Source organism: Streptomyces sp. NRRL S-244 (genome assembly GCF_000717915.1).
Classification (GTDB): Bacteria; Actinomycetota; Actinomycetes; order Streptomycetales; family Streptomycetaceae; genus Streptomyces.
Genome location: NZ_JOCX01000034.1, coordinates 19966 through 42951 on the forward strand (window position 1 = coordinate 19966; position 22986 = coordinate 42951).

Here is a 22986-nt window from a genome sequence, read left to right on the forward strand (position 1 = left end):
TGTTCCGATGCGCAGTCCGAGACCGTCCTTCGCCCTCGCCCTCGCCCTCTCCGCGCTCCTCGTTCCGCTGACCGGCGGGTGCGGCGGGGGCGCGTCCGGGGCGGACGGCCCCAAGACCGTGACGGTGACCGTCGGCTACCAGTCCAAGACCATCAACACCGTGACCGCCGGCACCCTGTTGCGCTCCCTCGGCTACTTCGAGCAGGAGCTCGCGGAGCGCGGCGGGCGGGACGGCGTCACGTACAAGGTGGACTGGCAGGACTACGCCACGGGCGCGCCCATCACCGCCCAGATGACCGCCGGGAAGATCGACATCGGCTCGATGGGCGACTTCCCGCTGCTGATCAACGCGGCGCGCGGCAAGGAGCTGGGGCAGCCCACCCGGCTCGTCTCCGTGACCGGCTACAACCTGCGCGGCGGCCTCAACACCATCGTCACCGCGCCCGGCGCGACGTACGCCTCGCTGGCCGATCTGCGCGGCAAGAAGGTGTCGACCTCGGTCGGCTCGGCCGCCGACGGGACCCTCGTACGGGCCCTCCAGCGCGCCGGGATCGATCCCGCGAGCGGCATCCAGAAGCTCAACCAGCAGCCCAGCGTGGGGGCTTCGGCCCTCCAGGCGGGCAGCGCGGACGCGCTGTCGCAGTTCGTGGCCTGGCCCGGGCAGCTCGCGTACGAGGGGAAGGCCAAGGCCCTGTACGACGGCGCCGAGCTGAACCTGCCGACGTTCCACGGGGTCACGGTGCGGCAGAAGTTCGCGGCGCAGCGGGCCGGCGTGCTGGACGACTTCCTGCGGGCGCAGCACAAGGCGACGGAGTACCTGCGGACGCGGCCGGTCGCGGCGGCGGAGTCGGTGGCGAAGGAGACCGGGCTGCCGCCGGAGGTCGTGTACCTGTACAACGGCGCGAACGGGATCGCGACCTTCGACCCGGCGCTGCGGCCGGAGCTGCTGGCTGCGCTGAAGGAGGACGTACCGGTCCTCAAGGACGCGAAGCTGGTCGGGGACGTGGACGTGGACGCGTTCGTGGACCCGGCGCCGCTGAAGCGGGCCGTGCCGCAGGCCGGCTACCCGGCGGCGGCGCCCGCCCGCCCCGAGCTGTGGCTGAGGAACGAGCCGGCGACGCGGACGTTCGACACCCCGGCGGCCCTGCTGAAGGCCCTGAAGGGCGCGGGCGCGGCGGCGGTCCGGGCGGCGTACGTGCCGGACGCGGTGACCGGGACCCCGTGGTTCGCCGACAAGGCGGTGTGGGTGGCGGAGGGCGCCGAGCTGCGGGCGTTCGTCACGCCGGCGGGCGCGAAGTCGTACGTCGACCGGCACGGGGGGTCCGGGGCGCGGATCGTGGGCTTCGCCGAAGCCGAAGGCATCGCGTCGTGACTCCGGGGCGCAGGCTGCTGCGGCTGGCTTCGCTCGGGGCGGCCCTGGTGGCGTGGCAGCTGCTGACTTCGCTGGATGTCGAATTCTGGCTCCGCTTCGGGCAGTTCCCGACGGTGACGGAGGTGGCGTCGAAGCTGGCGGAGCGGGCGTCGGCGGCTCCGTACTGGGAGGACGTCTTCTCCAGCCTGCGCAGGATCGTGTCGGGCTTCGCGCTGGCGGCTGCCCTGGGGGTGGTGGTGGGCACGGCGATCGCCCGCTCGCGGGTGGCGGCGGACGTGCTCGGCCCGGTCCTGGAGGTCGTGCGCCCGATCCCGGCCATCGCGCTGGTCCCGGTGGCGATCCTGCTCTTCCCCTCGAACGAGCAGGGGATCGTGTTCATCACGTGCGCGGCGGCGTTCTTCCCGGTGCTGGTCTCCACCCGCCACGCGGTGGCGGCGCTGTCGCCGGTCTGGGAGGAGGCAGCCCTCACGATGGGGGCGAGGCGGGGGCGCGTACTGCTGTCGGTGGTCCTGCCGGGCTCCCTCCCCGGCGTCTTCGGGGGCTTGTCGGTCGGGATCGGGGTGTCGTGGATCTGCGTGATCTCGGCGGAGATGATCTCGGGTGAGTACGGCGTCGGCTACCGCACCTGGCAGGACTACACGGTGGTGGACTACCCGGGGGTCTTCGTCGGCATGGCCACGATCGGCGCCCTGGGCTGGCTGACGTCGACGGCGGTGGAGCGGCTGGGACGGCTCCTGACCCGCTGGCTCCCGACCCGCGCCGCAGGCTCCGCCCCGAACCCGAGCCCGAACCCGAGCCCGAACCCGAGGCCGAACCCGAGCCCGAACCCGAGCCCCCGCCGGCCGGCCTCGGAGCCGGCCGTTCCGTAAGCCCGCGTGCCTGGCGGCCGGCATTCGACTACGCACAGGAGGTCCCCCGATGTCCGCACATGCGGCCCCACCCACCACCCGCGTCCCCGCCACCGCGGCTTCCGCACCGCCCGGCGCCGCCCTCCGCCTCCAGGCCGTCCGGCTCGGCCGGGCCGGGGGCCCGGCCGTCCTGGACCGGCTCGACCTCGGCATCCGGCCCGGCGAGGTGCTGGCCGTCGTCGGGCCCTCCGGGTGCGGGAAGTCCACCCTGCTCCGCACCCTCGCCGGGCTCCTGCCCCCGCTCGCCGGCACCGTCACGCAGGACGGAACCCCGATCACCCGCCCCGACGCCGACCGCGCGCTCGTGTTCCAGGACGACGCCCTCCTCCCCTGGCGCACCGTACGGGCCAACGTCGAACTCCCCCTCCTCATCCGCCGCGTGCCCCGCGCCGAGCGGCGCCGGAGCGCCGAGGACTGGCTGGCGCGCGTCGGACTCGCCGACCACGCCCTCAAGCTTCCCCACCAGCTCTCCGGCGGCCAGCGCCAGCGCGTCCAGCTCGCCCGCGCCCTCGCCGCCCGCCCCCGCGCCGTCCTCATGGACGAGCCCTTCGGCGCGCTCGACGCCCAGACCCGCGCCGGGATGCAGGACCTCCTGGTCGACGTCCTCGCCGGCACCGGCGCGACCGTCGTCTTCGTCACCCACGACGTGGACGAGGCCCTGTTCGTCGCGGACCGCGTCGCGCTCCTCGCCACCGGCACCGTGCTCGACGTACCGGCCCCGCGCGACCGGACCGCCGATCACTCCGCCCTCCGTGCCCAGATCCTCTCCTCCCTCTGAACTCTGACCTCCGGCCGCTGGCCGCTGGCCGCTGGCCGCTGGCCGCTGGCCGCTGGCCGCTGGCCTCTGACCTCTGACCGACCCCCGAAGGGCAACCCCCACCATGGACATCCCCGCACTCGCCGACGCCGAGGAACTCTCCTGCGACGTCCTCGTCATCGGCGGCGGCACCGCCGGCACCATGGCGGCCCTGACCGCCGCCGGCCGCGGCGCGCGGGTCCTGCTGCTGGAGAAGGCGCACGTACGCCACTCCGGCGCCCTCGCGATGGGCATGGACGGGGTCAACAACGCGGTCGTCCCCGGCCGCGCCGAGCCCGACGACTACGTCGCCGAGATCACCCGCGCCAACGACGGCGTCGTCGACCAGTCCACGGTCCGCCAGACCGCCAGGCGCGGCTTCGCGATGGTGCAGCGCCTGGAGTCGTACGGCGTGAAGTTCGAGAAGGACGAGCACGGCGAGTACGCGGTCCGCCGCGTCCACCGCTCCGGCTCGTACGTGCTGCCCATGCCGGAGGGCAAGGACGTCAAGAAGGTCCTCTACCGGCAGCTGCGCCGCCGCGAGATGCGCGAGCGGATCCGGATCGAGAACCGGGTGATGCCGGTACGGGTCCTCACCTCGCCCGAGGACGGCCGGGCCGTCGGCGCCGCCGCGTTCAACACCCGTACCGGCGCCTTCGTGACGGTCCGCGCCGGCGCCGTGATCCTCGCGACCGGCCCCTGCGGCCGGCTCGGACTCCCCGCCTCCGGGTACCTGTACGGGACGTACGAGAACCCCACCAACGCCGGTGACGGCTACGCCATGGCCTACCACGCGGGCGCGGCCCTCACCGGGATCGAGTGCTTCCAGATCAACCCGCTGATCAAGGACTACAACGGACCGGCGTGCGCGTACGTCGCGAACCCCTTCGGCGGCTACCAGGTCAACCGGCACGGGGAGCGGTTCGTCGACTCCGACTACTGGTCGGGGCAGATGATGTCGGAGTTCGCGGCCGAACTCGCCTCGGACCGGGGGCCGGTGTACCTGAAGCTCAGCCACCTCCCGGAGGAGTCGGTCTCCGCCCTCGAATCGATCCTGCACACCACCGAGCGGCCGACCCGCGGCACCTTCCACGAGGGCCGAGGCCACGACTACCGCACGCACGACATCGAGATGCACATCTCGGAGATCGGACTGTGCGGGGGCCACTCGGCGTCGGGCGTGCGCGTCGACGACCACGCGCGCACCACCGTCCCGCGGCTGTACGCGGCCGGCGACCTGGCCTCCGTACCGCACAACTACATGATCGGGGCGTTCGTCTTCGGCGACCTGGCCGGCGAGGACGCGGCGCAGTACACCGCGTACGAGGGCCCGCTCCCGGCGGAGCAGGTGGCGGCGGCGCACGAGCTGGTCTACCGGCCGCTGCGCCGGCCGGACGGGCCGCCGCAGCCGCAGGTGGAGTACAAGCTGCGACGGTTCGTCAACGACTACGTGGCCCCGCCGAAGACGGGCGCGAAGCTGTCGCTGGCCGTGGAGGCCTTCACCCGGATGGGCCGCGAGATCGAGGAGATGGGGGCGCGGACGGCGCACGAGCTCATGCGGTGCGCGGAGGTGTCGTTCATCCGGGACTGCGCGGAGATGGCGGCGCGGGCCTCGCTGGCGCGGACCGAATCCCGCTGGGGCCTGTACCACGAGCGGCTCGACCACCCGGAGCGCGCCGACCCGGCCTGGCTGCACCACCTGGACCTGCGCAAGTCGGCTTCGGGGGCGATGGAGTTCACGGCCCGCCCGGTGGAGCCGTACGTGGTCCCCGTTCCCGAATTCGCCCCGCCGGGCGGCCCGTCCCGCCACCTGGGCGAGGTCGAACTGGTCGGCGTGGCGACGGCGGGGCCGCGCGCGAGCGCTCCGGTCCCGGGCCGGGGTCCGGAACCCGCGGCGCCCTCCGAGGCCTCCCCTGCCGGTGCCGGAGACGGGGCCAGCCCCGGGGGCGGGGCCAGCGCCGGTTCCGGGGTCGGGGCCGGGGAGGCCGGCGGCGCCTCGCCCCGGATCCTCGAACTCCTGGCCCTGGCCGAGGAGTCCCCGGACCTGGCGGTCCTGCGCCCGTACCTCACCGACCCCGATCCGGCCGTACGGGCCGCCGCGGTGACGGCGATCGGCGAAACCGTTCCGGCGGGCGCGGGCCCGGAGCTGGCGGCCCGTCTCGGCGACGCCGATCCCGCGGTACGGGCCGCCGCCGCGGCCGCGCTGCGGGAGCTGCTGGAGGTGCTGCCCGGGGACCCGGAGCTCGGGGCCGCCCTGCGCGCGGCGCTCCCCGTACCGGACCCGGTGGTGCGCGCCGCCGCCCTGGAGGCCCTGCGCGCGCTGCGGCTCGGCGGCGCCGGCCTGTACGCGGAGTCCCTGGCGGACCCCGACCCGGAGGTCCGTATCCACGCCGTACGGGCGCTGGTCTCGGTGGACGCCGTCGCGGCCCTCGCGCGGGCCGCGGCGGACCCGGCCCGGGAGGTCCGGGTCGCGGTGGCCAAGGGGCTCGCGGCGGTGCACGCCCCCGCCCCCGCCCCACTGGACCCCCTCCTCGCGGACCCGGACCCGCTGGTCCGGGCCGCGGCCCTGGCGGCGCTGGCCGCCACGGGCTGCCGCGGGCCGTACGCCGCGACGGCCGTCGCGGCCCTGGCCGACCCGGCCTGGCAGGTCCGCGCGGGCGCGGCCACCGCCCTCTCGGCGGCCGACCCCGCCACGGCCGTCGCCGCCCTCGCCGCGGCCCTGAAGGACGACAACGCGGACGTCCGCAAGGCCGCCGTCCTCTCCCTCCGCGCCCACCGCACCGCCCCGGAGGCCCGCACGGCCCTGGCCGGCGCCGCCTCCGACCCCGACGCGGATGTCCGCGCATATGCCAGTCGCCACTGACGGGGTCAACATTCCGGGCCCGTTCACACGTGTGGACGGGCCCGGAAGGATCTCCGGCGATACTCCGGCGAGCCCGGGAGACTCCCCCGCATGGAACCCGAGGACCTCGAGTCGGCATATCGCTGGCCGATCCCCCCTACGGCCGGCTGGACGGGAGACGACCTCGACCTTCTCCCCGACTTGCCGCCGCACACCGAACTGATCGACGGAAGCCTGGTCTTCAGGAGTCCACAGACCCTCTTCCACATGCGGACGGTCGGCTTCATCAACCACCGCCTCGAGGCGCTGATCCCACCGGGGCTGGAGGTCATGCGCGACCGGCACAGCAAGCCGCTCACGTACGCCCGCGCCGAGATCCCGCACTTCTGGCGGCTGGAGAACAACGACGGCCGAGCCGTGGTCTACGTCTACGAACTCGACCCGGCCACCAAGGCGTACGTGGCCACCGGCATCTTCCGCGACCGGCTCAAGGTTGCGGTGCCGTGCGGCATCGACCTCGACCTCACGGCCGCCCGGTGAGGAAACGCAGCTGGGCCCGGCTCCCCCAAGGGAGCCGGGCCCAGGGACAAGCCGGTCAGCGGACGAACGTGCTCGCCTGACCCGCCAGGTCCAGGAAGTACTGCGGGGCCACGCCCAGGACCAGGGTGACGGCCACGCCCACCGCGATCGTCGTCATCGTCAGCGGCGAGGGGACGGCCACCGTCGGGCCGTCCGCCTTCGGCTCGCTGAAGAACATCAGGACGATCACCCGGATGTAGAAGAACGCGGCGATCGCGGACGAGATCACACCGACCACGACCAGCACCCCGGCGCCGCCCTCCGCCGCCGCCTTGAACACGGCGAACTTCCCGGAGAAGCCCGACGTCAGCGGGATGCCGGCGAAGGCCAGCAGGAACACCGCGAAGACCGCCGCCGTCAGCGGCGAACGGCGCCCCAGGCCCGCCCACTTGGACAGGTGCGTGGCCTCGCCGCCCGCGTCCCGCACCAGCGTGACCACCGCGAACGCGCCGATCGTCACGAAGGAGTACGCGCCCAGGTAGAAGAGGACGGACTGGACGCCCTCGGCCGACGTGGCGATCACACCGGCCAGGATGAAGCCCGCGTGCGCGATCGAGGAGTACGCCAGCAGCCGCTTGACGTCGGTCTGGGTCACCGCGATCACGGCGCCCGCCAGCATCGTCAGGATCGCCACGCCCCACATCACCGGCCGCCAGTCCCACCGCAGGCCCGGGAGGACCACGTACAGCAGCCGGAGCAGCGCGCCGAACGCGGCCACCTTCGTCGCCGCCGCCATGAAGCCCGTGACCGGGGTCGGGGCGCCCTGGTAGACGTCCGGGGTCCACATGTGGAACGGGACCGCGCCGACCTTGAAGAGCAGGCCCGTCAGGATCAGCGCCCCGCCGATCAGCAGCAGCGCGTCGTTGCCCATGGTGTCGGCGAGCGCCGGGTCGATCTTGGTGACCGTGCCGTCGACCACGTCGGCGATCGCCGCGTACGAGACCGAGCCCGCGTACCCGTAGACCAGGGCGATGCCGAAGAGGAGGAAGGCCGAGGAGAAGGCGCCGAGCAGGAAGTACTTGACCGCCGCCTCCTGCGACATCAGCCGCTGGCGGCGGGCGACGGCGCACAGCAGGTACAGCGGGAGGGAGAAGACCTCCAGGGCCACGAACAGCGTCAGCAGGTCGTTGGCGGCCGGGAAGACCAGCATGCCGGAGACCGCGAACAGTGCCAGCGGGAAGACCTCGGTGGTGGTGAAGCCCGCCTTGACGGCGGCCTTCTCGCTCTCGCTGCCCGGTACGGACGCCGCCTGCGCGGCGAAGGAGTCCACCCGGTTGCCGTGGGCGGCCGGGTCCAGGCGCCGCTCGGCGAAGGTGAAGACCGCGACGATCGCGGACAGCAGGATGATGCCCTGGAGGAACAGCGCCGGGCCGTCCACGGCCACGGCGCCCATCGCCGCGATGTGCGCCTTGTCGCTGCCGTACCCGCCGGCGGCGAGGCCGACGACCGCCGCGAAGGCCGAGGCCAGCGCGGCGACGGCGAGGAACACCTGGACGTAGTAGCGGGACTTGCGCGGGACGAAGGCCTCGACGAGGACTCCGAGGACCGCCGCGCCCACCACGATCAGCGTGGGCGCGAGCTGCGCGTACTCGATGTGCGGGGCCGGGATCCGGTCGACCGGCTCCCCGGCCGCCAGTGTCAGCAGCCCTTGGGCAGCAGCCATCGTGCTCACTTCGCCGCCTCCCCGTTCTTGGCCTCGACGGCCACCTGTGGCTTCGGGTCCTTCTCGTGTACGTCGGACATGGTGTGCTCCACCGCCGGGTTGACGATCTGGGTGAGCGGCTTCGGGTACACGCCCAGCCCGATCAGCAGCACGATCAGCGGGGCGACCACCAGCACCTCGCGCAGGCGCAGGTCCGGCATGGTGCGGACCTCCTCCTTCACGGGGCCGGTCATCGTGCGCTGGTAGAGCACCAGGGTGTAGAGCGCGGCGAGCACGATGCCGATGGTGGCGATGATGCCGATGACGGGGTACCGGGCGAACGTGCCGACCAGGACCAGGAATTCACTGACGAAGGGCGCGAGGCCCGGCAGCGACAGGGTGGCGAGGCCGCCGATCAGGAAGGTGCCGGCCAGTACCGGGGCCACCTTCTGCACGCCGCCGTAGTCGGCGATGAGCCGGGAGCCGCGGCGCGAGATCAGGAAGCCGGCCACCAGCATCAGCGCGGCCGTCGAGATCCCGTGGTTGACCATGTAGAGCGTGGCGCCCGACTGCCCCTGGGAGGTCATCGCGAAGATGCCCATGATGATGAACCCGAAGTGGGAGATCGACGCGTACGCGACCAGCCGCTTGATGTCCCGCTGCCCGACCGCGACCAGCGCGCCGTAGACGATGCTGATCAGGGCCAGGACGAGGATCACCGGCGTGGCCCACTTGCTGGCGTCGGGGAACAGCCCGAGGCAGAAGCGGAGCATCGCGAACGTGCCGACCTTGTCGACGACCGCGGTGATCAGGACGGCGACCGGGGCGGTGGCCTCACCCATCGCGTTCGGCAGCCAGGTGTGCAGCGGCCACAGCGGGGCCTTCACCGCGAAGGCGAAGAAGAAGCCGAGGAAGAGCAGCCGCTCGGTGTTGGTCGCCATGTCGAGCGTGCCCGCGGCGCGGGCGGCGGTGATCTCCTGGAGCGAGAAGCTCCCGGCGACCACGTACAGGCCGATGACCGCGGCCAGCATGATCAGGCCGCCGACCAGGTTGTAGAGGAGGAACTTGACCGCCGCGTACGAGCGCTGCGCGGCCGCGTTCTCATCGGACCCGGCGTGCGCCCGGTCCCCGAAGCCGCCGATGAGGAAGTACATCGGGATGAGCATGGCTTCGAAGAAGATGTAGAAGAGGAAGACGTCGGTGGCCTCGAAGGAGATGACCACCATCGCCTCGACCAGCAGGATCAGGGCGAAGAAGCCCTGCGTCGGCCGCCAGCGCGAGCTCGCCGGGGATTCCCCCTCCAGCGGGTCGGCGTCGTGCCAGCCGGCCCCGATCACGAACGGGATCAGCACCGCGGTCAGCGCGATCAGCGCCACCCCGATGCCGTCGACGCCCAGTTCGTAGCGGACGCCGAAGTCGGGGATCCAGGCATGCGATTCGGTGAGCTGGTAGCGGGCGCCACCGGGCTCGAAGCGGACCGCGACGAGCACGGCCAGCGCCAGCGTCGCCAGGGAGAAGAGCAGCGCCAGCCACTTGGCGGCGGTCCTGCGGGCGGCCGGGACGGCCGCCGTCAGGACGGCGCCGACCGCGGGGACCACGGCCGTCACCGTCAGAAGCGGGAAACTCATCTCACACCGCCCTCATCAGCAGGGTCGCGGCGATGAGGATCGCCGTGCCCCCGAACATCGAGACCGCGTAGCTGCGGGCGTAGCCGTTCTGCAGCTTGCGCAGCCGGCCCGAGGCCCCGCCGACCGAGGCGGCCGTCCCGTTGACCACCCCGTCGACCAGGCTGTGGTCGACGTACACGAGCGAGCGGGTCAGGTGCTCGCCGCCGCGCACCAGCACGACGTGGTTGAAGTCGTCCTGGTACAGGTCCTTGCGCGCCGCGCGGGTGACCCAGCTGGCGCGCGGGGCGACGACCGGGACGGGCTTCCTGCCGTACTGGACGTAGGCGAGGCCCACGCCGATGAGCAGGACCACCACCGTCGAGGCGGTGATGGCGGCGGCTCCGATCGGCGGGTTCCCGTGTTCGAAGGAGGTGACGGGCTCCAGCCACTTCACGAAGGACTCGTTGAAGCTGAAGAGGGCACCGGCGAAGACCGATCCGAAGGCCAGGACGACCATCGGGAGGGTCATGGACTTCGGGGACTCGTGCGGGTGCGGCTCGTGGCCCTCGGCGTCCGGCTGCCAGCGCTTCTCGCCGAAGAAGGTCAGCAGCATCACGCGGGTCATGTAGAACGCGGTGATGGCCGCGCCCAGCAGGGTGACCGCGCCGAGGATCCAGCCCTCGGTGCCGCCCTTCGCGAACGCCGCCTCGATGATCTTGTCCTTGGACCAGAAGCCCGACAGGCCCGGGAAGCCGATGATGGCGAGGTAGCCGAGGCCGAAGGTGACGAAGGTGATCGGCATGAACTTGCGCAGGCCGCCGTAGCGCCGCATGTCCACCTCGTCGTTCATCCCGTGCATCACGGAACCCGCGCCGAGGAAGAGGCCGGCCTTGAAGAAGCCGTGCGTCACGAGGTGCATGATCGCGAAGGCGTAGCCGATGGGGCCGAGGCCCGCGGCCAGGATCATGTACCCGATCTGCGACATCGTCGAGCCGGCGAGGGCCTTCTTGATGTCGTCCTTCGCGCAACCGACGATCGCACCGAAGAGGAGCGTGACCCCGCCGACCACGACGACCGCGGTCTGCGCGTCCGGCGCGGCGTTGAAGATCGCCCCGGAGCGGGTGATGAGGTACACGCCCGCCGTCACCATCGTCGCCGCGTGGATCAGGGCCGAGACCGGGGTCGGGCCCTCCATCGCGTCACCGAGCCAGGACTGGAGCGGCACCTGGGCCGACTTGCCGCACGCGGCGAGCAGCAGCATCAGGGCGACCGCCGTCAGCTTCCCCTCCGTGGCGTTGCCCACCGAGGCGAAGACCGGGCCGAAGGTGAAGGTCCCGAAGGTGGTGAACAGCAGCATGATCGCGATCGACAGGCCCATGTCGCCGACCCGGTTGACCAGGAAGGCCTTCTTCGCGGCGGTCGCCGCGCTGGGCTTGTGCTGCCAGAAGCCGATGAGCAGGTACGAGGCGAGGCCCACGCCCTCCCACCCGACGTACAGCAGCAGGTAGTTGTCGGCGAGGACGAGCAGCAGCATCGCCGCGAGGAACAGGTTCAGGTAGCCGAAGAAGCGGCGGCGGCGCTCGTCGTGCTCCATGTACCCGATCGAGTACACGTGGATGAGCGTGCCCACTCCGGTGATCAGCAGGACGAACGTCATCGACAGCTGGTCCAGCTGGAAGGCGACGTCCGCCTGGAAGCTCTCGACCGGGATCCAGGTGTACAGCTTCTGGTACAGGGTCCGGTCGTCGGCGCCGCGTCCGAGCATGTCGGTGAACAGGGCCACGCCGATGCCGAAGGAGGCGGCGGCGAGCAGGGTGCCGAGCCAGTGGCCGGCCTTGTCGAGGCGCCGGCCGCCGCACAGCAGCACCGCCGCTCCGAGCAGGGGCGCCGCGATCAGCAGCCCAATCAGATTCTCCACTGTGAGCGCCCCTTACAGCTTCATCAGGCTGGCGTCGTCGACCGAGGCCGAGTGGCGGGTACGGAAGAGCGACACGATGATCGCGAGGCCCACCACGACCTCCGCGGCGGCGACGACCATCGTGAAGAAGGCGATGATCTGGCCGTCGAGGTTGCCGTGCATCCGGGAGAAGGCGACGAACGCGAGGTTGCAGGCGTTGAGCATGAGCTCGATGCACATGAACAGCACGATCGCGTTCTTCCGGATGAGTACTCCGGCCGCGCCGATGGTGAACAGCAGGGCGGCCAGGTAGAGGTAGTTGACCGGATTCACTTCGATGCCTCCTCACGGCCGAGGCGCTCCGCGGACGCCTGCTCCAGCGCCTTCAGGTCGTTCAGCGCCTCGCTGGACACGTCCCGGATCTGGCCGCGGGCGCGCAGCGTCTTGTTGACGGTCAGCTCGGACGGGGTGCCGTCCGGCAGCAGGCCGGCGACGTCCACCGCGTTGTGCCGGGCGTAGACGCCGGGCGCGGGCAGCGGCGGGAGCTGGACGCCCTCGCGCACGCGGCGCTCGGCGAGCTCGCGCTGGGTGGCGGCCCGCTCGGTGCGCTCGCGGTGGGTGAGGACCATCGCACCGACGGCGGCCGTGATCAGCAGCGCGCCGGTGATCTCGAAGGCGAACACGTACTTGGTGAAGATCAGCGCGGCCAGCCCCTCCACGTTTCCGGCGGAGTTGATCCGGCCGAGCCCGTTGAAGTGGGTGAGCTTGGCGTTGGCGAGGCCCGCGATCAGCAGGACGCCGAAGCCGAGCCCGCACAGGACGGCCATCCAGCGCTGCCCCTTGAGGGTCTCCTTCAGCGAGTCGGCGGCGGTGACGCCGACGAGCATGACCACGAAGAGGAAGAGCATCATGATCGCGCCGGTGTAGACGATGACCTGGACCACGCCCAGAAAGTACGCCCCGTTGGCGAGGTAGAAGACCGCCAGAATGATCATCGTCCCGGCCAGGCTCAGCGCACTGTGCACGGCCTTCTTCATCAGGATCGTGGACAGCGCGCCGATGACGGCGACGGTACCGAGGACCCAGAACTGGACCGCCTCGCCCGTGGAGGTCGAGGTGGCCGCTGCGAGGGCGCTCATGCCTGCACCTCCTCGGCATCGGGCGAGGCCGCGGTCTCGCCCTTGGAGACGGCCACCTGCCGGACCGTCCCCGGAGCCGCCCCCGTCACCAGCCCGCGGTAGTAGTCCTGCTCGTCCGTGCCCGGGAAGATCGAGTGCGGCGACTCCACCATGCCCTCGGTCAGGCCCGCGAGCAGCTGCTCCTTGGTGTAGATGAGCGATTCGCGGCTGGAGTCGGCCAGTTCGAACTCGTTCGTCATCGTCAGCGCCCGCGTCGGGCAGGCCTCGATGCACAGCCCGCACAGGATGCAGCGGGCGTAGTTGATCTGGTAGACCCGCCCGTACCGCTCGCCCGGGGAGTAGCGCTCCTCCTCGGTGTTGTCCGCGCCCTCCACGTAGATGGCGTCGGCGGGGCAGGCCCAGGCGCACAGCTCGCAGCCGATGCACTTCTCCAGGCCGTCCGGGTGCCGGTTCAGCTGGTGCCGTCCGTGGAAGCGCGGAGCGGTGGTCTTCTGCTGCTCCGGGTACTGCTCGGTGAGGCGCTTCTTGAACATGGCCTTGAAGGTCACGCCGAAGCCGGCCACCGGGTTCTGCCACTTCTCGCCCTGTTCGGCATCAGACTTGTCAGACATTCTCAGCACCCTCCTCTCGGTCACTGTCAGTATTCGTCCCGCCACTGACAATCAGCTCCCGCTCACTGCGAGGCCGCCTGCGCGGTACGGGTGCCAGGTGCTGGCCGGGCTTGGGCGGTACGGGGAACCCGCCCGCCAGCGGGTCGAACGGCTCGGCCCCGGCGGCCTCGCCGGCCTGCTCGGCGGCCGCCTTCTCCTTCCGGTCGCGGAAGAGGTCCGCGACGAAGGACAGCAGCAGGATCGCGACGACCGCGCCGCCGACGTACAGGACGATCTCCGAGAAGTCGTAACTCTCGTTGCGCAGCGCCCGGACGGTCGCGACCAGCATCAGCCAGACCACGGAGACCGGGATCAGGACCTTCCAGCCGAGCTTCATCAGCTGGTCGTAGCGCACGCGGGGCAGCGTGCCGCGCAGCCAGATGAAGAAGAAGAGCAGTAGCTGGACCTTGATGACGAACCAGAGCATCGGCCACCAGCCGTGGTTCGCGCCCTCCCAGAAGTGGCTGATCGGGTACGGGGCCCGCCAGCCGCCGAGGAAGAGGGTGACCGAGACCGCCGAGACGGTGACCATGTTGACGTACTCGGCCAGCATGAACAGCGCGAACTTGATGGAGGAGTACTCGGTGTTGAAGCCGCCGACGAGGTCGCCCTCGGACTCCGGCATGTCGAACGGCGCGCGGTTCGTCTCGCCGACCATCGTGATGACGTAGATGATGAACGAGACCGGCAGCAGCACGATGTACCAGCGGTCCGCCTGCGCCTCCACGATCGCCGAGGTCGACATCGACCCGGAGTAGAGGAAGACCGAGGCGAAGGCCGCGCCCATCGCGATCTCGTACGAGATCATCTGCGCGCAGGAGCGCAGGCCGCCGAGCAGCGGGTACGTCGAGCCCGAGGACCAGCCCGCGAGGACGATGCCGTAGATGCCGACCGAGGCGACCGCGAGGATGTAGAGCATCGCGATCGGCAGGTCGGTGAGCTGCATCGTGGTGCGCTGGCCGAAGATCGAGACCTCGTCGTCGGCCGGGCCGAACGGGATCACCGCGATGGCCATGAAGGCCGGGATCGCCGCGATGATCGGGGCCAGGACGTACACCACCTTGTCGGCCCGCTTGACGATGAGGTCTTCCTTGAGCATCAGCTTCACGCCGTCGGCGAGCGACTGGAGCATGCCCCAGGGGCCGTGCCGGTTGGGGCCGATGCGCAGCTGCATCCAGGCGACGACCTTGCGCTCCCACACGATGGAGAAGAGCACGGTCACCATCAGGAAGGCGAAGCAGAACACCGCCTTGACGACGACGAGCCACCAGACGTCCCTGCCGAACAGGGAGAGGTCCTCGGCCGCGAGCTGTACCGCGTTCACGCGCCCACCTCCGCAGGGGTGCCGCTGCCGTCGGCCGGCGTCGCCGGACCGATCCGTACGAGAGTGCCCGGGTGGGCCCCGGTGTCGGCGAGGACGCCGTGCCCGGTGGAGTTCAGCGGGAGCCAGACCACCCGGTCGGGCATCTCGGTGATCCGCAGCGGGAGTTCCGCGGAGCCGGCCGGGCCGGTCACCGCGAGGACGTCGCCGTCCTTGACTCCGGTCTCGGCGGCCGTGGCGGCCGACAGCCGGGCGGCCGCCTCGTGCCGGGTGCCGGCCAAGGCGTCGTCGCCCTCCTGGAGCCGGCCCAGGTCGAGCAGGAGCCGGTGGCCCGCGAGGACCGCCTCGCCCGCTCCGGGGCGGGGCAGCGGCGCGGTGTCCGCGGAGTGCTCGGCGGCGCGCTCCCCGGCCCACGGGCCGAGCGCGTCGAGCTCGCGGCGTACGGCGTGTACGTCGGGCAGCGCGATCGGCCGGTCGGCCGCGTCGGCCAGCATGTGCAGCACGCGGGCGTCGGCGGGGGCGAGCCGGCGGGTCATCTGGTCGGGCTTCAGGGCGGCCTCGAACGGCCGGACCCTGCCCTCCCAGTTGATGAACGCTCCGGCCTTCTCGGCGACGGCCGCGACCGGGAAGACCACGTCCGCGTGGTCGGTGACCTGGCCGGGCCGCAGTTCCAGCGAGACCACGAAGGCCTCCTGGAGGGCGACCAGCGCCCGGGCCGGGTCCGGCAGGTCGGCGACCTCGACGCCCGCGACCAGCAGGGCGGAGAGCTCGCGCCCGGCGGCTGCTTCGACGATCTGGCCGGTGTCGCGGCCGTAGCGGTGCGGGAGTTCGTCCAGCCCCCAGGCGGTGGCGACCTCGTCGCGGGCCCGCGGGTCGGTGGCCGGACGGGCCCCCGGCAGCAGCGACGGCAGGGCGCCCGCCTCGACGGCGGCCCGCTCCCCGGCCCGGCGCGGGATCCACACGAGCTGCGCTCCGGTGGCGGCGGCGGCCCGTACGGCGGCGGTCAGCGCGCCGGGCACGCCGGCCAGGCGCTCCCCGACGACGATGACCGCGCCGGCCTGCCGCAGCGCGTCGGCGGCCCCGGCCCCGCCGGCCTCCAGGCCGGTCCGGGAGGCCAGGGCGGCGAGCCACTCGGGTTCGGTGCCGGGGGCGGCGGCCAGCAGGGTGCCGCCCGCCTTCTCCAGGCCGCGGGTCGCGAACGGGGCCAGGGCGAAGGTCCGCTGCTTGTGCTTGCGGTGGGCCTTGCGCAGCCGCAGGAAGACTCCGGGGGCCTCCTCCTCGGACTCGATGCCTGCGAGCAGGACGGCGGGCGCCGCCTCCAGCTTCGCGTACGTCACACCGCGGCCGTCGAGGTCCTTGCCGGTGCCGGCCACGGTGGCGGCCAGGAACTCGGCCTCCTCCGCGCTGTGGATCCGGGCCCGGAAGTCGATGTCGTTGGTGTCGAGGACGACGCGGGCGAACTTGGCGTACGCGTAGGCGTCCTCGACGGTGAGCCGCCCGCCGGTCAGCACCCCGGCCCGGCCGCGCGCGGCGGCGAGCCCGGCGGCCGCGGCCTCCAGGGCCTCGGGCCAGCTGGCCGGGGCGAGGACCCCGTCCGTACCGCGCACCAGCGGGGTGGTGAGGCGGTCGGGGCGCTGCGCGTAGCGGAACCCGAAGCGGCCCTTGTCGCAGATCCACTCCTCGTTGACCTCGGGGTCCTCGGCGGCCATCCGGCGCAGCACCTTGCCGCGGCGGTGGTCGGTCCGGGTCGCGCAGCCGCCCGCGCAGTGCTCGCACACGCTCGGGGAGGAGACGAGGTCGAACGGGCGGGAGCGGAACCGGTAGGCGGCCGAGGTGAGGGCGCCGACGGGGCAGATCTGGATGGTGTTGCCGGAGAAGTACGACTCGAAGGGGTCGCCTTCGCCGATGCCGACCTGCTGGAGCGCTCCGCGCTCCAGGAGCTCGATCATCGGGTCCCCGGCGACCTGGTTGGAGAAGCGGGTGCAGCGCGCGCACAGGACGCACCGCTCGCGGTCCAGCAGCACCTGGGTGGAGACCGGGACCGGCTTCTCGTACGTGCGCTTCTTGCCCTCGAAACGCGAGTCGCTCTGCCCGTGGGACATCGCCTGGTTCTGCAGCGGGCACTCGCCGCCCTTGTCGCAGACCGGGCAGTCCAGCGGGTGGTTGATGAGCAGCAGCTCCATCACCCCGCGCTGGGACTTCTCGGCGACCGGGGAGGTCAGCTGCGTCTTGACGACCATGCCGTCGGTGCAGGTGATGGTGCAGGAGGCCATCGGCTTGCGCTGGCCCTCGACCTCGACGATGCACTGGCGGCAGGCGCCGACCGGGTCGAGGAGGGGGTGGTCGCAGAACCGGGGGATCTCGATGCCGATCTGCTCGGCGGCCCGGATGACCAGGGTCCCCTTGGGCACCGACAGTTCGATGCCGTCGATGGTCAGGGAGACCAGGTCCTCGGGTGGTACGGCAGCCTCTCCGCCACCGGTCGGAGCATTAGTGGTGACGGTCATGCGTTCACCTCCGTGTCAGCCCAGAGGGTCGACTTCTTGGGGTCGAAGGGGCAGCCCTTGCCCGTGATGTGCTGCTCGTACTCCTCGCGGAAGTACTTGAGCGAGGAGAAGATCGGGCTGGCGGCGCCGTCTCCGAGGGCGCAGAACGACTTGCCGTTGATGTTGTCGGCGATGTCGTTCAGCTTGTCGAGGTCGGACATGACGCCCTTGCCGGCCTCGATGTCGCGGAGCAACTGGACCAGCCAGTACGTGCCTTCGCGGCAGGGAGTGCACTTGCCGCAGGACTCGTGGGCGTAGAACTCGGTCCAGCGGGTGACGGCCCGCACCACGCAGGTCGTCTCGTCGAAGCACTGGAGAGCCTTGGTGCCGAGCATGGAGCCGGCCGCGCCGACGCCCTCGTAGTCCAGCGGGACGTCCAGGTGCTCGTCCGTGAACATGGGGGTGGACGAGCCGCCCGGGGTCCAGAACTTCAGCCGGTGCCCGGGGCGCATCCCGCCGCTCATGTCGAGCAGCTGGCGCAGGGTGATGCCGAGCGGGGCCTCGTACTGGCCGGGGCCGGCGACGTGCCCGGAGAGCGAGTACAGGGTGAAGCCGGGGGACTTCTCGGTGCCCATCGACTTGAACCAGTCCTTGCCCCGGTTCAGGATCGCGGGAACCGAGGCGATGGACTCCACGTTGTTGACGACAGTGGGGCACGCGTAGAGCCCCTCGACGGCAGGGAAGGGGGGACGCAGCCGGGGCTGACCGCGCCGGCCTTCGAGGGAGTCGAGGAGTGCCGTCTCCTCACCGCAGATGTACGCGCCCGCCCCCGCGTGCACCGTGATGTCGAGCTTCAGTCCGCTCCCGAGGATGTCCTCCCCGAGGTATCCGGCCTCGTACGCCTCGCGCACCGCCTCGTGCAGGCGCCGCAGGACCGGCACGACCTCGCCGCGCAGGTAGATGAAGGCGTGCTCCGACCGGATCGCGTAGCAGGCAATGATCATTCCCTCGATGAGGGAGTGCGGGTTGGCGAAGAGAAGGGGGATGTCCTTGCAGGTTCCCGGCTCCGACTCGTCCGCGTTCACGACGAGGTAGTGCGGCTTTCCGTCGCCCTGCGGGATGAACTGCCACTTCATTCCGGTGGGGAAGCCCGCGCCGCCGCGGCCGCGCAGACCGGAGTCCTTCACGTATGCGATGAGGTCGTCCGGGGTCATCGCGAGCGCCTTGCGCAGGCCCTCGTACCCCTCGTGGCGCCGGTAGGTGTCCAGCGTCCACGACTGCGGCTCGTCCCAGAAGGCCGACAGCACGGGCGCCAGCAGCTTCTCCGGGGCGCCGTTCTCATGCATTTCGGCAGTCACCGTCATCACTCCCCCTCCTCGGTGGCAGCAGAAGCCTCACCACGCGGGTGCACGACCTTGCCGAGCTGCGGGGTCTCGCCGCGCGCGATGCGCAGCCCGATCAGGGAGGCGGGGCCGGCGCCGCCGCTCGCCTCGACCGCGCCCTCGCGCTCGTCCGGGAAGCCCGCCAGGATCCGGGCCGTCTCCTTGTACGTGCACAGCGGCGCGCCCCGGGTCGGCGCGACGGGCCGGCCGGCGATCAGGTCGTCGACCATGGCCTTGGCGGACTCGGGGGTCTGGTTGTCGAAGAACTCCCAGTTGACCATCACCACGGGGGCGTAGTCGCAGGCCGCGTTGCACTCGATGTGCTCCAGCGTGACCTTGCCGTCCGGGGTGGTCTCGTTGTTGCCGACCCCGAGGTGCTGCTTGAGCTCGTCGAAGATCGCGTCGCCGCCCATGACCGCGCACAGGGTGTTCGTGCAGACGCCGACCTGGTAGTCGCCCGAGGCCTTGCGCCGGTACATCGTGTAGAAGGTGGCCACGGCGGTGACCTCGGCGGTGGTCAGGCCCAGCACCTCGGCGCAGAACCGGATGCCGGTGCGCGAGACGAATCCCTCTTCCGCCTGGGTCAGGTGCAGCAGCGGCAGCAGCGCGGAGCGGCTGTCGGGGTAGCGGGCGACGACCTCCTTCGCGTCCGCTTCGAGCCGGGCGCGTACGTCGGCCGGGAAATCGGGGGCGGGAAGCTGCGGCATCCCCAGTTGGACGTCGGTCATCGGTCGACGCCTCCCATCACGGGGTCGATGGAGGCGACGGCGACGATGACGTCGGCGACCTGGCCGCCCTCGCACATCGCTGCCATGGCCTGCAGGTTGGTGAAGGACGGGTCGCGGAAGTGGACCCGGTAGGGGCGGGTGCCGCCGTCGGAGACGACGTGGACGCCGAGCTCGCCCTTGGGGGATTCGACCGCCGCGTACGCCTGTCCGGCCGGTACCCGGAAGCCCTCGGTCACCAGCTTGAAGTGGTGGATGAGGGCCTCCATGGAGGTGCCCATGATGTTCTTGATGTGGTCGAGCGAGTTGCCGAGGCCGTCCGGTCCCATCGCGAGCTGCGCCGGCCAGGCGATCTTCTTGTCGGCGACCATGACCGGGCCCGGCTCCAGCCGCTCCAGGCACTGTTCGACGATCCGCAGGGACTGGCGCATCTCCTCCAGGCGGATCAGGAACCGCCCGTACGAGTCGCAGCTCTCGGTGGTCGGCACGTCGAACTCGTAGGTCTCGTACCCGCAGTACGGGTCCGACTTGCGCAGGTCGTGCGGCAGGCCGGCGGAGCGCAGGATCGGGCCGGTGGCGCCCAGCGCCATGCAGCCGGTGAGGTCGAGGTAGCCGACGTCCTGCATGCGGGCCTTGAAGATGGGGTTGCCGGTGGCGAGCTTGTCGTACTCCGGCAGGTTCTTCTTCATGGTCTTGAGGAAGTCGCGCAGCTGGTCCACGGCGCCCGGGGGCAGGTCCTGGGCGAGGCCGCCGGGGCGGACGAACGCGTGGTTCATGCGCAGGCCGGTGATCAGCTCGAAGATGTCGAGGATCAGCTCGCGGTCCCGGAACCCGTAGATCATGATCGTGGTCGCGCCCAGCTCCATGCCGCCGGTGGCGATGCACACCAGGTGGGAGGAGAGCCGGTTGAGCTCCATCAGCAGGACGCGGATGACGGTGGCGCGGTCCGGGATCTGGTCGGTGATGCCGAGCAGCTTCTCGACGCCGAGGCAGTACGCCGTCTCGTTGAAGAACGGCGTCAGGTAGTCCATGCGCGTCACGAAGGTGGTGCCCTGCGTCCAGTTCCGGAATTCGAGGTTCTTCTCGATGCCGGTGTGCAGGTAGCCGATGCCGCAGCGGGCCTCGGTGACCGTCTCGCCGTCGATCTCCAGGATCAGCCGGAGCACGCCGTGGGTGGACGGGTGCTGCGGGCCCATGTTGACGACGATCCGCTCGTCGTCGGCCTTCGCCGCGGACTGGACGATCTCGTCCCAGTCGCCGCCGGTGACGGTGTAGACGGTGCCTTCGGTGGTCTCCCGGGAGGCCGCGTGGTTCGAGGAGGCGCCGTTTTCCGCGTGGTTCGAGGTGGGGGACATCAGCTGTACGACCTCCGCTGGTCGGGAGCCGGGATCTGGGCGCCCTTGTACTCGATGGGGATGCCGCCGAGCGGGTAGTCCTTGCGCTGCGGGAAGCCCTGCCAGTCGTCCGGCATCATGATCCGGGTGAGCGCCGGGTGCCCGTCGAAGACCAGGCCGAAGAAGTCGTACGTCTCGCGCTCGTGCCAGTCGTTCGTCGGATAGACGGAGACGAGTGACGGAACGTGCGGGTCGGCGTCCGCGACCGAGACCTCCACGCGCACCACGCGGCCGTGGGTGATCGAGCGCAGGTGGTAGACGGCGTGCAGCTCGCGGCTCTTGTCGTCGGGGAAGTGGACGCCGCAGACCCCGGTGCAGAGCTCGAAGCGCAGGGCCGGGTCGTCGCGCAGGGTCTTCGCGACGCGGACGAGGTGCTCGCGGGCGATGTGGAGCGTCAGCTCGCCCCGGTCGACGACGACCTTCTCGATCGCGTTCTCCGGGAGCAGGTCCTGCTCCTCCAGGGCCCCTTCGAGCTCGTCGACGACCTCGTCGAAGTAGGAACCGTACGGGCGGTGGCTCGCGCCGGGCATGGCCACGGTGCGGACGAGGCCGCCGTAGCCGCTGGTGTCGCCGCCGCCCGCGGCACCGAACATGCCCTTGCGGACGCCGATGACCTCGGGGCCCTGGGCGCGCGGCGCAGGGACGTTGCTGCCGTTCTCCGGCTCTTGGGTCTCGCTCACCGGAGCAGCCCCTTCATCTCGATCGTGGGGAGGGCCTTGAGGGCCGCCTCCTCCGCCTCTCGCGCCGCCTCTTCCCGGTTCACGCCGAGCTTTCCGCCCTGGATCTTCTGGTGGAGCTTGAGGATCGCGTCCATCAGCATCTCGGGGCGCGGCGGGCAGCCGGGGAGATAGATGTCCACCGGGACGATGTGGTCGACACCCTGGACAATCGCGTAGTTATTGAACATTCCGCCTGAAGATGCGCAAACCCCCATGGAGATGACCCATTTGGGAGCGGGCATCTGGTCGTACACCTGCCGCAGCACCGGCGCCATCTTCTGGCTGACCCGCCCGGCCACGATCATCAGATCGGCCTGGCGCGGGGATCCGCGGAAGACCTCCATGCCGAAGCGGGCCAGGTCGTACCGGCCCGCTCCGGTGGTCATCATCTCGATGGCGCAGCAGGCCAGGCCGAAGGTCGCGGGGAACACGGATGACTTGCGCACCCAGCCCGCGGCCTGTTCGACGGTGGTCAGCAGAAAGCCGCTCGGCAGCTTCTCTTCCAGTCCCATGGGAAATTCAGCCCCTCAGTCCCATTCCAGGCCGCCGCGGCGCCACACGTAGGCGTAGGCGACGAAGACGGTGAGCACGAAGAGCAGCATCTCGACGAGCCCGAAGATCCCCAGGGAGTCGAAGGTGACGGCCCAGGGGTAGAGGAAGACAACTTCGATGTCGAAGACGATGAAGAGCATCGCCGTCAGGTAGTACTTGATGGGGAAGCGACCGCCACCGGCCGGCGTGGGCGTCGGCTCGATGCCGCACTCGTACGCCTCGAGCTTCGCCCGGTTGTACCGTTTTGGGCCGATCAGCGTGGCCATGACCACGGAGAAGATCGCAAACCCTGCGCCGAGGGCGCCGAGCACGAGGATGGGCGCGTACGCATTCACGCTCCTCGCTCCTTCCAGTCGTCCTTGACCGTTGGACCGCTGTGCCGGCGCCGAGCGAGCCGCCCCGCGAAGATCGCCCAACTCGACGAGATCGCATGTGAGGCAGTTCACAAGCCGGACTGCTGCGCATCTTATGCCCGGTGGTCTGTGATCTGCGACACGGGTAACAACAACGAGTTTGTGATCTCCACCACCTGACGAACGATCATGAAGTCCGATGAGCTGTGATCTTCATACGCGAAGCATCCACATGATCACCAAAGGTGACATCCGACCCCGTTACCGCAGGTAGAAGGGTGATGGCACTATCAAACGATGGCGGGTGCAGGCAAATTTGCGAGATCAAGCCTTGCACGGTAAAGGAAATCGCCGTCGCCCGGCCGGGGGAGGCCCCGGGGACGGGAGTGGACGGACGAAAAGAGGGGCGGGACGCGTGCGCGCGTTCACGAGCGGCGGGCCCGGGCGGCCGGCCCGCCGGGGGCGGCGCCCCACGGGAAGTTCACGGACGGATCACGGACGGACCACAGAGCCCTCACAGTGAGACGGTTCTGTGACCTGCGCCACTCCGAATTCTTGGTTCCGAAAGCGGGCTTGGCCATCTGTCCGCAGGGATGGTAGGTCGTGGATCAATTCGGACTTA

The 22986-nt window shown here is 71.0% G+C and carries 19 protein-coding genes; 5 read left to right on the forward strand and 14 right to left on the reverse strand.

All coding sequences use genetic code 11. The features are described 5' to 3' along the window. Positions 1-7 precede the first annotated feature (7 nt). From IF02_RS0128655 to IF02_RS0128675, 5 genes are all read left to right on the forward strand, one after another. Positions 8-1372, forward strand: coding sequence for an ABC transporter substrate-binding protein (locus IF02_RS0128655; RefSeq protein ID WP_030161974.1), 1365 nt, complete (start codon positions 8-10; stop codon positions 1370-1372). After that, positions 1369-2241, forward strand: a complete 873-nt coding sequence (locus IF02_RS0128660) for an ABC transporter permease (protein WP_199809296.1) — start codon at positions 1369-1371, stop codon at positions 2239-2241. The genes IF02_RS0128655 and IF02_RS0128660 overlap by 4 nt, the downstream gene beginning before the upstream one ends. A 49-nt stretch (positions 2242-2290) precedes the next feature. After that, a complete protein-coding gene (locus tag IF02_RS0128665) occupies positions 2291-3058 on the forward strand; it encodes an ABC transporter ATP-binding protein (protein WP_030161978.1) in 768 nt (255 codons plus the stop codon). Positions 3059-3161: 103 nt separating this feature from the next. Next, positions 3162-5939 carry a fumarate reductase/succinate dehydrogenase flavoprotein subunit gene (locus tag IF02_RS0128670; protein WP_030161980.1) on the forward strand — a complete coding sequence of 926 codons (2778 nt, stop codon included), beginning with the start codon at positions 3162-3164 and terminating at the stop codon, positions 5937-5939. Positions 5940-6029: 90 nt separating this feature from the next. After that, positions 6030-6458, forward strand: coding sequence for a hypothetical protein (locus IF02_RS0128675; RefSeq protein ID WP_030161983.1), 429 nt, complete (start codon positions 6030-6032; stop codon positions 6456-6458). A 55-nt stretch (positions 6459-6513) separates the two neighbouring features. Here the strand turns inward: IF02_RS0128675 and nuoN are convergent, their stop codons facing one another. From nuoN to IF02_RS0128745, 14 genes are read right to left on the reverse strand one after another with little or no spacing between them, the layout of a single operon-like run. Beyond that, positions 6514-8160, reverse strand: a complete 1647-nt coding sequence (gene nuoN / locus IF02_RS0128680; RefSeq protein ID WP_030161985.1) for an NADH-quinone oxidoreductase subunit NuoN — start codon at positions 8158-8160, stop codon at positions 6514-6516. 5 nt (positions 8161-8165) lie between these two features. Further along, a complete protein-coding gene (locus tag IF02_RS0128685; protein ID WP_030161987.1) occupies positions 8166-9767 on the reverse strand; it encodes an NADH-quinone oxidoreductase subunit M in 1602 nt (533 codons plus the stop codon). Between the two features lies 1 nt (position 9768). Beyond that, positions 9769-11664, reverse strand: coding sequence for an NADH-quinone oxidoreductase subunit L (nuoL, locus tag IF02_RS0128690; protein ID WP_030161989.1), 1896 nt, complete (start codon positions 11662-11664; stop codon positions 9769-9771). A 12-nt stretch (positions 11665-11676) separates the two neighbouring features. Then, on the reverse strand, positions 11677-11976 hold the full coding sequence (gene nuoK, locus IF02_RS0128695; protein ID WP_030161991.1) for an NADH-quinone oxidoreductase subunit NuoK: 300 nt from the start codon (positions 11974-11976) through the stop codon (positions 11677-11679). Next, a complete protein-coding gene (locus tag IF02_RS0128700) occupies positions 11973-12782 on the reverse strand; it encodes an NADH-quinone oxidoreductase subunit J (protein ID WP_030161992.1) in 810 nt (269 codons plus the stop codon). The genes nuoK and IF02_RS0128700 overlap by 4 nt, the downstream gene beginning before the upstream one ends. Then, the gene (nuoI, locus tag IF02_RS0128705) at positions 12779-13393 is read right to left on the reverse strand and encodes an NADH-quinone oxidoreductase subunit NuoI (protein WP_030161995.1); all 615 of its coding nucleotides are present in this window, start codon (positions 13391-13393) and stop codon (positions 12779-12781) included. The genes IF02_RS0128700 and nuoI overlap by 4 nt, the downstream gene beginning before the upstream one ends. Further along, positions 13386-14756, reverse strand: a complete 1371-nt coding sequence (gene nuoH, locus IF02_RS0128710; protein WP_030161997.1) for an NADH-quinone oxidoreductase subunit NuoH — start codon at positions 14754-14756, stop codon at positions 13386-13388. The genes nuoI and nuoH overlap by 8 nt, the downstream gene beginning before the upstream one ends. Beyond that, the gene (locus IF02_RS0128715) at positions 14753-17260 is read right to left on the reverse strand and encodes an NADH-quinone oxidoreductase subunit G (protein ID WP_030162000.1); all 2508 of its coding nucleotides are present in this window, start codon (positions 17258-17260) and stop codon (positions 14753-14755) included. The genes nuoH and IF02_RS0128715 overlap by 4 nt, the downstream gene beginning before the upstream one ends. Continuing rightward, positions 17257-18603, reverse strand: coding sequence for an NADH-quinone oxidoreductase subunit NuoF (nuoF, locus tag IF02_RS0128720; RefSeq protein ID WP_030162001.1), 1347 nt, complete (start codon positions 18601-18603; stop codon positions 17257-17259). Before nuoF ends, IF02_RS0128715 begins: the two co-directional genes overlap by 4 nt. Then, on the reverse strand, positions 18603-19349 hold the full coding sequence (nuoE, locus tag IF02_RS0128725) for an NADH-quinone oxidoreductase subunit NuoE (RefSeq protein WP_030162002.1): 747 nt from the start codon (positions 19347-19349) through the stop codon (positions 18603-18605). The genes nuoF and nuoE overlap by 1 nt, the downstream gene beginning before the upstream one ends. Then, on the reverse strand, positions 19346-20701 hold the full coding sequence (locus IF02_RS0128730; RefSeq protein ID WP_030162003.1) for an NADH-quinone oxidoreductase subunit D: 1356 nt from the start codon (positions 20699-20701) through the stop codon (positions 19346-19348). Before IF02_RS0128730 ends, nuoE begins: the two co-directional genes overlap by 4 nt. After that, positions 20701-21420 (reverse strand): NADH-quinone oxidoreductase subunit C, encoded by a 720-nt coding sequence (locus tag IF02_RS0128735; RefSeq protein ID WP_030162004.1) that lies wholly within the window; start codon positions 21418-21420, stop codon positions 20701-20703. Before IF02_RS0128735 ends, IF02_RS0128730 begins: the two co-directional genes overlap by 1 nt. After that, positions 21417-21971: a NuoB/complex I 20 kDa subunit family protein gene (locus tag IF02_RS0128740; RefSeq protein WP_030162005.1), complete on the reverse strand. Its 555-nt coding sequence runs from the start codon at positions 21969-21971 to the stop codon at positions 21417-21419. Before IF02_RS0128740 ends, IF02_RS0128735 begins: the two co-directional genes overlap by 4 nt. 15 nt (positions 21972-21986) lie before the next feature. After that, complete coding sequence (locus IF02_RS0128745) at positions 21987-22346, reverse strand: NADH-quinone oxidoreductase subunit A (RefSeq protein ID WP_030028256.1); 360 nt, start codon at positions 22344-22346, stop codon at positions 21987-21989. Between the last annotated feature and the right edge of the window lie 640 nt (positions 22347-22986).

Excerpts from the sequence above, each read along its gene's own strand:
- IF02_RS0128655 (WP_030161974.1), top strand. The coding sequence starts at position 8 with ATGCGCAGTCCGAGACCGTCCTTCGCCCTCGCCCTCGCCCTCTCCGCG.
- IF02_RS0128665 (WP_030161978.1), top strand. The coding sequence starts at position 2,291 with ATGTCCGCACATGCGGCCCCACCCACCACCCGCGTCCCCGCCACCGCG.
- IF02_RS0128670 (WP_030161980.1), top strand. The coding sequence starts at position 3,162 with ATGGACATCCCCGCACTCGCCGACGCCGAGGAACTCTCCTGCGACGTC.
- IF02_RS0128675 (WP_030161983.1), top strand. The coding sequence starts at position 6,030 with ATGGAACCCGAGGACCTCGAGTCGGCATATCGCTGGCCGATCCCCCCT.
- nuoN (WP_030161985.1), bottom strand. The coding sequence starts at position 8,160 with ATGGCTGCTGCCCAAGGGCTGCTGACACTGGCGGCCGGGGAGCCGGTC.
- IF02_RS0128685 (WP_030161987.1), bottom strand. The coding sequence starts at position 9,767 with ATGAGTTTCCCGCTTCTGACGGTGACGGCCGTGGTCCCCGCGGTCGGC.
- IF02_RS0128700 (WP_030161992.1), bottom strand. The coding sequence starts at position 12,782 with ATGAGCGCCCTCGCAGCGGCCACCTCGACCTCCACGGGCGAGGCGGTC.
- nuoI (WP_030161995.1), bottom strand. The coding sequence starts at position 13,393 with ATGTCTGACAAGTCTGATGCCGAACAGGGCGAGAAGTGGCAGAACCCG.
- IF02_RS0128715 (WP_030162000.1), bottom strand. The coding sequence starts at position 17,260 with ATGACCGTCACCACTAATGCTCCGACCGGTGGCGGAGAGGCTGCCGTA.
- nuoF (WP_030162001.1), bottom strand. The coding sequence starts at position 18,603 with ATGACGGTGACTGCCGAAATGCATGAGAACGGCGCCCCGGAGAAGCTG.
- nuoE (WP_030162002.1), bottom strand. The coding sequence starts at position 19,349 with ATGACCGACGTCCAACTGGGGATGCCGCAGCTTCCCGCCCCCGATTTC.
- IF02_RS0128730 (WP_030162003.1), bottom strand. The coding sequence starts at position 20,701 with ATGTCCCCCACCTCGAACCACGCGGAAAACGGCGCCTCCTCGAACCAC.
- IF02_RS0128740 (WP_030162005.1), bottom strand. The coding sequence starts at position 21,971 with ATGGGACTGGAAGAGAAGCTGCCGAGCGGCTTTCTGCTGACCACCGTC.